Source organism: Streptococcus sp. 27098_8_66 (assembly GCF_041431945.1).
Classification (GTDB): Bacteria; Bacillota; Bacilli; order Lactobacillales; family Streptococcaceae; genus Streptococcus; species Streptococcus dentalis.
In genome coordinates, this window is record NZ_JAPVYS010000004.1 from 140,665 (window position 1) to 154,252 (window position 13,588).

Consider the following 13,588-nt stretch of genomic DNA (forward strand, 5'->3'; position numbering starts at 1 on the left):
TAAATCATTTAGGTGCGGATATATCCTATAAAAGAAGGTGAAAACATGAATTTTAGGAGGGTATGATTGTGTCAAACTCTAAAGAAAAAAGCATCCTTCAATTCTTGATAAGGCATAAGGAGCGTTTTGTTACAAGTAAGGAACTTGCAGAGCACATATCCTGTTCAGATAGAACTGTTCGTAATATCCTCAAGTTAATTGATCAGACAATGAATATTCAGGGTGTTAAGCTGATTTCAAAGCAAGGACAAGGATTCCAATTATTTTTTGAGAATCAAGAGGCATATCAAGAATTTCGGTTAACTTATGAACTTAGTGAAGTTTATTCAACAACCTCCATTTCAAAAAGTGATGATCGTTTATCTTTTATATTAAACAAATTGCTCTTTGAACAAGTCCCGGTTCTTTTTGATGATTTAGCTGATGAACTTTATGTTAGTCGTTCAACTTTATCTCATGATTTTAAAAAAATACGAAGAATGTTATCGGAGTATGATTTATCGATTGAGAGTAGAGCTAATAAGGGAGTATATGTTTCAGGAGAAGAAAGAGATAAACGACGCTTCATTATAAACTATTTTTTGGGTAATCAATTTTTTAAAACAATACACTGTCATGTTCAATCTAACTTTTTTGATCAAACACTATCATTAGAAGAAATAGCTAGAATTATTTTAGAAGAGTGTCATGATGCAAAACTCAAGTTATCAGATTTTGTTTTACAAAATTTGGTTGTTCATGTAGCACTAGCTATTGTGCGCATCAAATCTGGATTTGAGATAAAAAATTTATCTTGCCAGATGTCTAATAATGACACGGAAAGAAAAGTTGCTAAGAAAATACTCGCAAGGATAAGTGAGGTTTCAAATCAAGAATTTCCAGTTCAAGAAGTAGATTATATTACTTTGCATTTATTGGCTAAAAGCCAACTATCTCAAAAAACTCAAATGAAAATTTCTAAAGAGGAAATGAAAAGGTCTTTAGTCCAGACTTTTCAGGCTTTAGGCTTAGATGACATTTATCATTTCTCTTCGGATTTTCAACTTTTTGAGGGATTAATAACACATCTAATGACTTTACAAATTCGTTTGGATAGTCGAATTACTCTCAATAATCCTTTGGTAGATGAGGTTAAAAAGAATTATAGTGACATATTCTTTATGACTAAAGAAATCCTTGAGAATATGGGAACATTCTCTCAGGTGTCTATATCAGATGATGAAATAGCATATGTGAGTCTTCACTTTTTAGCTGCTATAGAGCGTCGGAAAGAAAATGATAAATTTTCTGTTCTTGCTATCTGTGCATCGGGATTCGGCGCTGCTCAAATGCTTAGAAATCGTTTGGAAGCAGAATTTGGTAATCGACTTGAAGTTGTTGACGTAATAGGATATTACGAGTTGAATCAAGAAAAAATCCAAGGCATTGACTTTATTGTATCCGCTGTAGATTTATCAAATCTCTATTTTCAGGTTCCGGTTTTTACGGTTAGCGTCTTCCTTAAAAATGATGAAATTGCTCAAATTCGAGAGGCGATGGATCAGATGCAGGTTTCGAATCATATGAAAAGCTCGCAGATTAACAGGGACGCTTCAGATGTAAAACAGTATTTTAGTAAAGATAATTTTCTAATATGGTTCAATCAAGATAAGAAAAGTTTACTTTCAAAAATGGCTGATGTTTTATCTGGAGGTGAATCGTATAATTTTAAAGATTCTTTACTACACGGTATTCAACAACGTGAGGAGTTAAGTTCGGTAGTTTTCTCTGAAAAGATTGCAGTTCCACATCCGATCCAGGCTTTAGGAACAAATGTAAAGATAGCGGTTGCTATTTGTAAAGATCCCTTGCTTTGGGATGATCAAAACTCAAATGTTCAACTCGTTTTTCTCTTATCGCCATCAATATATGGTAATGAAGGATTGACGGATGTGACTAAAAGAATTGTTTCGCTAACAGAGAAGGAGGACTTGCAAAATCAATTAATAGCTTGCGATAATTTTGAAGATTTTATGAAAATATTTGAGAACGTAACATAGGAGGTTCGTATGAATCAAGAAGAACTACAGGTCGCGGCATTTGAAATTATTCTTCATTCGGGAAATGCAAGATCAGAAATACATGAAGCATTTGCTAAGATGAGGGAAGGTAGTTTCGATGAAGCAGAGAATCAATTAAATAAATCAAATGAAATAATTCTGGAGGCTCATCATGCACAAACCAAACTACTAAATGAATATGCAAGTGGCGTAGAAATTAAAATTGAAATTATCATGGTACATGCTCAAGATCATTTAATGACAACGATGACTTTGTTAGAAGTAGCGAAGGAAATGTTAGTTCTTTATAGGAAAGTTGGCTAAATTTGTATATTTACACAAGGAGGTAAAAATGGATAAAAAAGAACGACAAGAAATTGAACGACAACGTCGGGAGACTGCTTTGAAAAATACTTTTTTCAATCGATTTCTTCTTTTACGTTATTCAATCGCACTCTTCTTTTTTGGCAATATTTATTGGCTTTTAATCCAATTTATTAGACCCTCTCTTGTCGTGATTTTCCCTATTATACTCGTCGTATTTTCTATTTTAGCTACTGTTGAGCAGTTTCGATTGTATGGGAAACGGAGTGTGCGATTGGGAATAACACAAATGTTTGTTCGTTTACAAGCAGTTATTTCAACGGGATTACTTGTTCTAACTTGGACAAGTTGGTTCACCTATCTTTTTCCAATTTTCGAAAATAATCAAGTCGCACGTGTGTTTGTCTTTATAGTTCTTTTATTGGGTCTGGTTATCAGCTTATTAGATATTAGAAGAATTCAAGATATATATCAACAAAAAGATAAGGCTTATCAACGATTTATTCAATTGGAAAAGAGCTCACTTAACTTATAAACTTTTGGTTAGAGTCGATATACTTCGAATTATTCTTTTTTTGAAAAAGTAAATAATTATTATGTTTAATTAAGGAGGTCTGTTTATGGATCAGCAAAGCGGATTGTTTGGTTTCCTTGAAAATCACGTCATGGGACCAATGGGTAAACTTGCTCAGTTTAAAGTTGTGCGTGCTATTACCGCAGCCGGTATGGCAGCCGTACCTTTTACTATTGTTGGGTCAATGTTTTTGGTATTTAGTATTTTGCCACAAGCTTTCTCATTCTGGCCAATTGTAGCAGATATTTTCTCTGCTTCATTTGATAAATTTACGTCACTATATATGGTTGCAAACTATGCAACTATGGGCTCATTATCACTTTACTTTGTACTTTCATTAGCATATGAGTTGACTAAAATCTATGCAGAAGAAGAAGAGTTAAATATGAATCCTCTTAATGGTGCTCTTCTTGCATTAATGGCATTTATCATGACAGTTCCACAGATTATTTTTGATGGAGGTATGATGAAGGCTGTGACAAGTCTCAAAGAAGGAGCTGTAGTTGCTGATGGTTGGGCAATGGGAAATGGAGTTACTCGTTTTGGTACTACAGGTATTTTCACAGCGATTATTATGGCTATTGTCACAGTTCTTATTTATCGTATGTGTGTTAAACGGAATTGGGTCATTAAAATGCCCGAAGCTGTTCCAGAAGGTGTTTCTCGTGGATTTACCGCATTGATTCCAGGCTTTGTAGTTGCGTTCGTTGTTATTTTCATTAATGGCTTACTTGTGGCTATGGGAACAGATATTTTTAAAGTTATTGCTATTCCATTTGGGTTTGTTGCGAATCTGACCAACTCATGGATTGGACTGATGATTATTTATCTATTAACTCAACTTCTTTGGATTGTAGGTATTCACGGTGCAAATATTATCTTTGCTTTTGTAACTCCAATCGCACTTGCTAACATGGCGGAAAATGCTGCTGGAGGTCACTTTGCTGTAGCTGGAGAGTTTTCTAACATGTTTGTTATTGCAGGAGGATCTGGAGCAACTCTTGGTCTATGTGCATATATCGCATTTGTAGCTAAGTCAGAACAACTTAAAGCGATTGGACGTGCTTCAATTGTGCCGGCATTGTTCAATATTAATGAACCTTTGATTTTTGGTTTACCAATTATCTATAATCCAGCCTTGGCCATTCCGTTTATCTTAGCGCCAATGGTTACTGCAAGTATTTACTATTTTGCTAACGCTCTGCAATTAATTAATCCGGTAATCGCTCAAGTTCCTTGGCCAACTCCAGTAGGGATAGGTGCTTTCTTAGGAACGACGGATGTTCGAGCAGTTTTTGTTGCACTACTTTGTGCAGTTGCAGCGTTCTTAGTTTATTTCCCATTCATCCGAGTTTATGATCAAAAATTGGTGAAAGAAGAACAAGAAGCATAATAAATTAAGAATTTCCAAATTATTAACGTACTCCAAGAAATTCATATAAGATAAAATTGAATTAGTAGAGAAAAATTTTCATTTTAAAAATTTTTCTCTACTTTTTTCAAAGACAAGTAAAATAGACTGTTATCTATTTTAACTATCTTTGAAGTCTATATCTGTTTTTTGGAATCATTGCAAAGTTTGTTATAATAAGATTTATAGGTGCATTAATTAATTTTTACAGAACTAAACTATTCCCTATTTAAAAAAATCATAAACCTTGTGTGTTTATGATTTTTTCTTGTCTAGGTTTCATCGCCTGTCCAGCCACTGAAATCGTGATGGATGACGTCTTCTAAATAAAAAATATGATCTGTATAGGTGAACTTGAGGATGCAGCAATTGGTCATGCGACCAGTGATCGGCGTCTGCTGATATTTCTCCCAGACTCTTGCAAAATTGCGGATAGAGCCCCCATGGGAGACCATAAGAATTGTATCTCCACTTGTTTTTTCCATCAGCTCTTGAATAGTCTGGTTGATGCGTTCTTGAACTTCTTGTTGAGATTCTCCCCCGTAGTGAACGAAGAAGTCTTCATAAGGTAGAGCTGGATTGAGGTCCTCACTTTCTCCTTCAAACACTCCAAAATTCCATTCCTTGAGGCCTTTGATTCGTTGATAAGAGACTTGTCCATTGGTTGCAATTTCCAAAGTATCACAGGCACGTTCAGAAGTTGAGCTATAGGCTTGATCAAAATGAATGCCATTTTCTTTTAAATAATTGCCAGCAATCTGAGCTTGGTAGATTCCAAGGTCTGTCAGTGGAGAATCACACCAACCTTGGATCAGATGGCGTTTGTTAAAGAGTGTCTGCCCATGACGCATGAGATAAAGAGTTTTTGACATACGATCCTCCTACAGTAAACCTAGTTTTTCAAAAGCTTTATAAAGACCGTCTTCTCGGACATCATCCGTGATCAAATCCGCCATGGCAAGGATTTCTGGTCCACCATTTCCCATCGCCACACCAATCTGACAGGCTTCTAGCATAGGAATATCGACTTTAGCATCACCAAAAGCGATGGTATCTTCACGATTGGCCCCAAGATGCTGGAGAATAACATCAACTGCATAGGCTTTATGAATATCTTTTACACCTAAATCTCCAAAGAGAGCCTCTTCCCCACGTCCTCCCCAAGTTCCGGCTTTTAGCTCCGGGAAGGCTTCCTTAGAATCCAAATGATCCTGGTAGGAGTGGAGAATGAAGCTGATTTTGTTCAAGTCATCGCGGTAGAGCTCTCCACCATAAACCAAGCCATGCAAGGCATCCTCTGCCTCCATGTGTAAGACTTGTTCTTCGCTAGCTCCCTTGCCTAAAGCGTAGGCGCGTAGAGTTGGTCTCGCGGCTTCCCGAAAATTCCGACTGGCAAAAAGGCCGTTATTGCTTTCAAGATAGAATTCTAAGCCTCGTGATTCAAGCCAATCAACAGCTCGCTTGGCTGTCTCATAGGGGATTAGTTGATGTTGGAGGATCTGACCCTTATGTTCAACATAAGAACCATTTCCTCCAATCATGCCATCAAAACCGATATTCCAAATGTCGTCAGGCATTTCTGCCTTACTCCGTCCCGTGCAAACATAGACGAGATGTCCATTTTCACGTGCTTTTCGAATGGCCTGTCTAGCTGAATTGGGTATGTGATTATCATAGTCAACAATGGTTCCATCAACATCTAGGAAAATAATCTTGCTCATCAGTTCCTTCCTTTCCTATTTTTCACGATTCTACATTTTAATTGGCAAGTAATCTACTGATATCCTGTTATATAATGATACTTTCCTATTATACCCCATTATCCTTTTCGTTCTTCTCGATAGACCCGAGGAGTCACGTGATAAGCCTTTTTAAACTGGCGATTGAAATTGGACAGATTGGTGAAACCGACTTCCGATGCAATTTCTAGGATGGAGAGACTGGAGTGTTGGAGGAGTTCGGTCGCCTTTCGTAAACGGTAGGAGATCAGGTAATCGATGCAACTAACGCCCAGATTTTTCTTGAAGAAATTCATGAAGTAAGTGGGACTATAGTTACAAATGGATGCTAGGTGATCAATGGTGAGCTCCTCGTTGTAATGCGCATTGATGTAATCAATGATGGTCCGTATTTTTTCCTCTCTTCGATAGGCATCGCGGGTTTGGTCTTTGGAGTGGACATAGCCGTGTTGAAAGAGAAGGTGAAGGAGGGATAAGAGTTTACTTTTCAGTTCTAATTCAAAGAAGCCCTTACGGTAGTAGCCAATTTCTATCGCCTCAACCAGAAGTTTCCGAATCTCGGAATAACCAGCTTGATGAGGTTTGATGACACGATCAAAGTCTAACTGTCCGTTGTAGAGTGGCTGAAGATAATTAATTGAAGCGTAGTCTAAAGTTGAATAGCCAAGCAAATCGAGATGGAAATTGATGGCATCCATAAAGTGATAGTTCCTATCAATTGGGTGGATTGAATGGAGGCAATTGGGACGGATGAGGATAATATCGCCTTTTTCACTATTAAAATAATCATAATCAATATGGAATTGCGCTTGGCCATCATGGACATAGATGAGTTCCATATCGGTATGCCAATGAAAGAGAATATCAGGATGACCGTCTTCCATAATGGTCCGAGTAATGGAGTAGGGGGTGAGATCGTTCTTATAGGGGATATTTTTGTGGAGTTGTCCTAAATTAAGCATGATTTTCCTTTTTGTGAGAATAGTATCAGTAATAGATAGTTTAGTGTAAGACAGTTGATTCTGGATTCATTATAATATAAGAAAGAACAAAAGAAAAGAGAAAGAATATGGCTAAATTTCCTACAGATTTTTTATGGGGTGGCGCAACTGCTGCCAATCAATATGAAGGTGCTTATAATGTTGATGGAAAAGGACTTTCTGTTCAGGATGTGACACCAAAAGGTGGAGTTCCGGCTAAACCTGGAGACCATAATCCGCTGATTACAGAAGAACCTACTCCTGACAACTTAAAACTTGAGGGAATTGATTTCTACCATCGCTACAAGGAAGATATCGCTCTATTTGCAGAAATGGGTTTTAAGGTCTATCGCACGTCTATCGCTTGGTCTCGTATCTTCCCTAACGGGGATGAGCTGGAACCAAACGAAGCAGGCTTACAGTTCTATGATGACTTATTTGATGAATTAGCTAAGTATGGCATTGAACCATTGGTGACACTTTCTCACTATGAGACACCATTGCACTTAGCTCGTCAGTATAATGGCTGGGTGAACCGTGATTTAATTGCTTTCTACGAGCGCTATGTTCGTACAGTCTTCAATCGTTACAAGGACAAAGTGAAGTATTGGTTGACCTTTAACGAAATCAACTCGGTTCTGCATGCGCCTTTCATGAGTGGTGGGATTGCTACACCAGCTGAAGAGTTGTCAAAACAAGATCTTTATCAAGCAGTTCACCATGAATTGGTAGCTTCAGCTTTAGCAACAAAAGTAGGTCATGAAATTAACCCAGATTTCAAGATTGGTTGTATGGTATTAGCAATGCCAGCTTATCCAATGACACCAAATCCTAAAGATGTCCTAGCAACTCGTGAGTTTTCAAACCAAAATTATCTTTTCTCCGATATTCATGCGCGTGGGAAATACCCAGCCTATATCAATCGTTATTTCCGTGAAAACAATATTTCCATTGAATTTGCTGACGGTGATGCCGAATTACTAGCAGAAAATACGGTTGACTTCATTTCCTTCTCATACTATATGAGTGTGGTGCAAGCACACGATCCTGAAAACTATGAGTCAGGTATGGGAAATCTTCTTGGTGGAGTAAGCAATCCTTATCTTGCTAGCTCTGAGTGGGGATGGCAAATTGACCCAGTTGGCCTACGCTTAGTATTGAACGATTTCTATGACCGTTATCAATTGCCACTCTTTATCGTAGAAAATGGACTTGGAGCTAAAGATGTCTTGGTAGAAGGTCCAAATGGTCCAACGGTGGAAGATGACTACCGGATTGATTATTTAAAACAGCACTTGCAACAGGTGGGAGAAGCGCTTGAGGATGGTGTAGAACTTTTGGGATACACGACTTGGGGTTGTATCGACCTGGTGTCTGCGTCGACTGCAGAGATGAGCAAGCGCTACGGATTTATCTATGTAGACCGTAATGATGATGGCACAGGAACTTTGGCTCGATATAAAAAGAAATCCTTTGATTGGTATAAGGAAGTCATTGCAAGTAACGGTGAGTTACTATATCATTAATTTGCTCCTTATAAGACGACAAGTCTGAGACATTCTCAGACTTGTTTTAAAATAATAGTAAAAGAGAAATTGGAGAAATAAAATGGTTTTAACAGTCAATATTTATTACAAGGGAAAAGATGGGGCTGCTATTGCCTTTGCCAAAAAGATGTTAGAAACTGGTATTGTAGCTGAGATCCGAGATAAAGAAGGAAGTCTCAGATATGGCTACTTCCTCCCCTTAGAGGATCCGGAAACAGTCTTACTGATTGACCAATGGGCCAATCAAGAAGCCCTTGATCTTCATCACCAATCTCCTACCATGCAGAAAATCTTAGACTTACGCCAGAAATATAACCTTGTCATGGAAGTAGAGCGATTTATCGAAGATGAATCAGGAATTCCAGAAGGTGACGAGCAGTTTATTGCTAGGGGAGAACTTTAAAAATATCTAATCAAAAAAAGCATCCAAACCCTTTAAGTAAGATAGGGAGTTGGATGTTTTTTATTCTTTTTATTTCAAATTCGACATCACTTGTTTCTTGGTGAAGGTGCGCTCTTGTTTGTTAGCCAAGGCCTTGATGCGCGCATCTAAAAGAACAGCACGACCTTCCGTACTTCGAGTATAAACCAGGTCATACTTACCTATACTCTTTCGAATCTGCTCGACAAAGGCTTGGGCATCTTCTTTCCGTTTGTCAAAGAGGCTTGGCACGGCGAAATATTCTGTCTGATCGGATACCTTTTCTTGTGCTTTCAAGATATAGCGTTGATTTTCAATCGGTGCGAAAAATTCGATCATGGTTTGCGAGAAGAGTTCTTTCTCTCGCATGGTTCCGCCCTTCATATAGATCAGCGTGTTGATGGCATCCTTCCTATCTCTGACCACTTGGATACGGGTCTCTTGGGTTTGAATCTGTCCAGAAGCTAATAAGGCTTGACGGACAGCTTCTCCAAATACTTCCATGCGTTTATAAGGACTCTTATAGAGGTAGTAACGGAGCCAAGCAAGGAGTGCGAGAACAGCTAAGACGAATAGAAGAATAAGAGAAACAGTGTTCCTTCCTCCTCTATGTGAGTAGTAAATAAGGTTGGCGAAAGCATCGGTCAAAGCAGCAGCCGTCAGCCAGCGAGCTAGCTTTCTGGCATCAAAAAATAGGGCCAGAGGCAGGAAGTGTTTATCCACTTGGACCTCGTTTGCAATCTCCATATTCTCCAGAATCGGAAGGGCTTTTTGCCAGCCGTCTCGGAGTTCTTGACGATGGGTGGAGCGCTCTAAGGTTTCTTCATTGAGTTTTTGCAACTGTTTTTTGGTATAGCGGATATTGTCAAAGGCTAGACGCTCAATACCGGATTCGATGAAGGGCTCCTTGTAATGGAGACCTAAAAATTGCTTCATCCGTCTTTCTAAGAGCTCCAGATCAGGACTGTATTCTTTCAACTGATCAGTGATGGCTTCGATTTCTTCCTTTTCAAGATCGGACTTTTCATACCATTTCTTTAGGGAAAGGTTGATAGAGACTAGATGCCAGATATTACTGGTCTTGTCTGGATCCTCAGGCCACACTCGGATGGCACGACCTCGCATTTGGTTGCTGAGCATAAAGCTGCCGACAAAGCTCGCTAGGATCAGGGAATTGACACAAGGAGCATCCCAGCCTTCTCCTAGAAGAGACTTGGTTCCAATAACAACCTGGATGAGGCCCTCTTGAAAGAGCTGGGTCACAGCTGTCACCAAATCATGTTGAGAACCGACCAAACGAACCTTGAGAAAGTCATCAGGAGATAATTGGCCGACATTTTGGTAAGTCAGTCGATCTGCTCCTAGAAGCTCTTCTAGTCTTGGCTTAGCAACTGTTGGGATGATGACGATACTACCTGTTAAGACAGCGATGGCAGGAGGAGTCGTTAGCTCTAAGCTTTCCCTGCGAATGGATTCAAAATACGAGAGAACTCCCAACTGAGTGAATTGGGCATCCTTATCCCCGAGATGGACTTCAAAGTCTTGACGAATGTAGTCTGTTAATACCAGTTGTCGCAGTTGGCTTCCAAGAGCCTGGTATTCCGCCTTGAAAATCTCTCGAACCGCATTGAGTTTTCCGAGGGATTGGTTGAGTAGGAGATCTTGTTTTTTGTTGTGGACCAGTTTGACTTGTTTTCGATCGATTAAACTAGCTGCTTTTAATTCATGGAGGACTTGCTTTTCGTATTCCTCAGGTAGATTGTACCAGTTGGGAACTTGAAAGAGCAGGCCTTGCAGGAGAATTTCTAGCCAATCCATGGTGAAAGCAGGAAGTTTCTTGGCTCCTAAAAGGTCCTGGAAACGTTTGGGAAAGGCGATTCCCTTGCTCCGAAGAAAGATCAGGGTAGCAGAGAGATATTGGGGATCATTGAGCAATTCATCATCGCTGATCTGACCCGATAAGGCCTGGCAGGTTTGGAGGTGTTGGCAAAAGAGGGGATCGGAAGTCAGTTGCTGCAAGAGAGCATTCTTTTGTTGGCTAAAAGCATCCAACTGCTCTTGCTCTTCCTTGGTTGGAAAGGCAAAGTAGACATAGTCTTGGTGAGGACAAAGGGTGTCTTCCTTGACCAATTCGGGAACCGTAATTTCCTCATCAATCTCACCACACATGCGGATATAGCGATCCCAAAGGGCAGGATCCCCTTCATAGGGAGGGGTGGCGGTAAGGGAGATCATCTTTAAGTCAGGGAAGGCTTGACGAAAGGCTTCCAAACTCTTCCACCATTCATTGCGTAAGTGGTGACACTCATCTAAACAAAGGGTTCCGAGTGAGATGGCTTTGAAAGTAGTGAAGATATCAAAGCCTTTGAAATCAAATGTTTCAATCTCTGCCTGGTCATCGGTATCCTCAGCTTGCGATTGACCGACGACTTGGTTCATGGCGCTGTGTAGGGCCTGATAGGTAGCTACTGTAATCAGCTTAGGATGTTTTAAGTCTTGTGAAATCAGTTGTTCCGCTTGACTTTCATCACTCAAGAATGCCTGGATAATCCGATCCACCCATTGTTGACGAATGGTGACCGTTGGAGCCAAGATCAGGGTTGGTTGACCAAAGCGTCTGATAAATTCGATTCCCAGGGTTGTTTTTCCCGATCCAGGAGCTGCTACCAAATGCAGGTGGCCATCCGCCATAAAAGCGTCACTCTTATCGAGAACGCGTTTTTGATAGTGTCTCCATTGGCCTGTAAAGGCTAGTTCTTGTAACATTGGTTTCCTCCCTTGTACTGTCCCCATTATATCATAGCGGAGGACAAGAATCTTTTGGTAGAAGCTGAAGATTTCTACTTTCAAATGGAAATGGCAAACAGGAATCATTCGTACCGAGCTAAAAAGGCCTAATCATTTGATTAGGCTTTTTCATGTTAGTCTTTTTTTGTTTTACGAGAGAGTCCAAAGGCAGCACCCATGCTAAGAAGACCAAGACCTAGAGTCGTCAAAGCAATGGAGTTTTTGCTTCCTGTATTTGGAAGACTTGCTTCTTTTTGAGGAAGAGCTGCAGGTGCGATATAGACTGCTGTTTTGGCAGGCTCGTTTTTAGCTGGTGTGAATACTGTCGGTTTCGCAGGAGTTACAACAGCTGGTTTTTGAGGAGTAGGAGTCGGTGTTGCAGGCGTTTGGATGCTAGGAGTTTGTGGTTTTGCTTTTGCCACACGGTGGGTTTTTGAAATCAACTCATACTTGTCTGTTTGTACCTTAAAGACACGACCTTTTTGGACGGTTTCAACGACTTTATTGGCAAATTGAACGTTCAACAAGTCAGCAAAGTTTTTGTCAATATCTAGGTAGAGACCATTTGTCCCATTGACCAATGGAGCAAAGTCTTTTTTAATATATGTATATGTTTTACCAACTACGGTCAAAGAGATACCGGCATCTTGAAGGGCCTTCAGTGTTGCTTCTTTGGTTGGTGTATCTTTTGTAAGATCAATGTCTTCGTCTGTGATCAAGAAAGCAAAGCGATGATTGTTTGCTCCAGTCCCCCAGTTATAATCCGCTGAAGTAGCGATATGGTGCAATGGAACAGTAGCATTTTCATAACCACCGTAGGTTTTGATTGCTTTTAAAGCAGAAATAAAGCTTTCTGGATCTGTTGTGAATTTTGATCCATTAAAATCATGGTAGTTGGTATGCTTTGAGTCTTCATAATCAACCAATCCCAAGCGTGCTTGGATATTTTTTGCAGATAAATTACGGACGAATGTCTCAACATTTTTCATCGTATCATTGATGTGGGAATCCATTGAGAATGATTTATCAATGACAAAGACGATGTCGGATGTTCCTTGGACTTCTTTTTTATTGACCACATCTGCTTCTTTTGTCACTTCGACTACAGTTGTTTTGTTGACTGTTTCTGTAGTTGTCTCAGTGTAGTCAGCTGTTTCTTTTGTGGATGTAGCTGTCTTGGTAGATGACACTGGTTTTGAAGTGCCAACAGGTGTGTCTTGATCTGCTAAGCTAGTCGTTTTGATGGTTGCTGTTGAGGTAGTGGTTGTATCTGCACCGTCTGTTTTAGCAGATGGGCCAGTTTTTTTAACGTCCACAGCGATAACATCCCCAGTTTTTGCTTTATCAACAGGAACAACTGGTGTATTGGCTTTGGCGTTGATTTCTTCGGTTGCAGCCGTGATAGGCGATTTTGCTGCTGTAGTAGCTGCAGGAGTAGCTTGGGTTGTTGCAGGTGCAACGTCATCAGCAGAAGCAATAGTCGTTCCTGTGAAGACAGTTCCTAAAACAACAGAAGCTAAAGTTAAAGTTTGTTTACGTGAAATAGTATATTTTTTCAAAATACGTCCCCTTTTTAATAAACTTTTTTCTATCATACGGGTTTTTGAAAAACTTGTCAACGGTATAATAATCAAGGGTTTTACCGGCTTTTATATCCCTAATTATTGATAAAAAGCTGAGTAAGAAAAACATACACAAAATAATTTAAATATACAAATTGAGCAAAAGAAAATAGGATTCCCACAAATTTGCAGGAATCCTTATTT

At 39.5% G+C, this 13,588-nt stretch carries 11 protein-coding genes; 6 read left to right on the forward strand and 5 right to left on the reverse strand.

Going from position 1 to position 13,588, the window contains the following annotated elements; translation table 11 throughout:
* Positions 1–62: 62 nt before the first annotated feature.
* From O3642_RS04950 to celB, 4 genes are all read left to right on the forward strand, one after another.
* Positions 63–2,039: a transcription antiterminator gene (locus tag O3642_RS04950; RefSeq protein ID WP_371605535.1), complete on the forward strand. Its 1,977-nt coding sequence runs from the start codon at positions 63–65 to the stop codon at positions 2,037–2,039.
* Positions 2,040–2,048: 9 nt separating this feature from the next.
* Positions 2,049–2,363 carry a PTS cellobiose transporter subunit IIA gene (locus tag O3642_RS04955; RefSeq protein ID WP_049474113.1) on the forward strand — a complete coding sequence of 105 codons (315 nt, stop codon included), beginning with the start codon at positions 2,049–2,051 and terminating at the stop codon, positions 2,361–2,363.
* Positions 2,364–2,391: 28 nt separating this feature from the next.
* Positions 2,392–2,898, forward strand: a complete 507-nt coding sequence (locus tag O3642_RS04960) for a hypothetical protein (protein ID WP_049474112.1) — start codon at positions 2,392–2,394, stop codon at positions 2,896–2,898.
* 85 nt (positions 2,899–2,983) lie between these two features.
* Entirely contained in the window at positions 2,984–4,330 is a 1,347-nt protein-coding gene (celB, locus tag O3642_RS04965) for a PTS cellobiose transporter subunit IIC (protein ID WP_049474111.1), read from the forward strand.
* A gap of 290 nt (positions 4,331–4,620) precedes the next feature.
* On the opposite strand, the gene O3642_RS04970 is transcribed toward celB, so the two are convergent.
* The 3 genes from O3642_RS04970 to O3642_RS04980 all read right to left on the reverse strand — a co-directional run bounded on the left by O3642_RS04970 (position 4,621) and on the right by O3642_RS04980 (position 7,049).
* Positions 4,621–5,220 (reverse strand): histidine phosphatase family protein, encoded by a 600-nt coding sequence (locus O3642_RS04970; RefSeq protein ID WP_371605536.1) that lies wholly within the window; start codon positions 5,218–5,220, stop codon positions 4,621–4,623.
* Between the two features lie 9 nt (positions 5,221–5,229).
* Entirely contained in the window at positions 5,230–6,069 is an 840-nt protein-coding gene (locus O3642_RS04975; RefSeq protein ID WP_049474109.1) for a Cof-type HAD-IIB family hydrolase, read from the reverse strand.
* 98 nt (positions 6,070–6,167) lie between these two features.
* Positions 6,168–7,049: an AraC family transcriptional regulator gene (locus O3642_RS04980; RefSeq protein WP_070662788.1), complete on the reverse strand. Its 882-nt coding sequence runs from the start codon at positions 7,047–7,049 to the stop codon at positions 6,168–6,170.
* A 107-nt stretch (positions 7,050–7,156) separates the two neighbouring features.
* Between O3642_RS04980 and O3642_RS04985 the strand changes: the two genes are divergently transcribed.
* Together O3642_RS04985 and O3642_RS04990 are read left to right on the forward strand one after the other, a co-directional pair.
* Positions 7,157–8,593 (forward strand): glycoside hydrolase family 1 protein, encoded by a 1,437-nt coding sequence (locus O3642_RS04985; protein WP_049474107.1) that lies wholly within the window; start codon positions 7,157–7,159, stop codon positions 8,591–8,593.
* Positions 8,594–8,675: 82 nt separating this feature from the next.
* Complete coding sequence (locus O3642_RS04990; protein ID WP_049474106.1) at positions 8,676–9,017, forward strand: antibiotic biosynthesis monooxygenase family protein; 342 nt, start codon at positions 8,676–8,678, stop codon at positions 9,015–9,017.
* Positions 9,018–9,086: 69 nt separating this feature from the next.
* Here the strand turns inward: O3642_RS04990 and O3642_RS04995 are convergent, their stop codons facing one another.
* Positions 9,087–11,801 (reverse strand): DEAD/DEAH box helicase family protein, encoded by a 2,715-nt coding sequence (locus O3642_RS04995; RefSeq protein WP_371605537.1) that lies wholly within the window; start codon positions 11,799–11,801, stop codon positions 9,087–9,089.
* Between the two features lie 155 nt (positions 11,802–11,956).
* On the reverse strand, positions 11,957–13,381 hold the full coding sequence (locus O3642_RS05000) for a vWA domain-containing protein (protein WP_371605538.1): 1,425 nt from the start codon (positions 13,379–13,381) through the stop codon (positions 11,957–11,959).
* Positions 13,382–13,588: the final 207 nt, after the last annotated feature.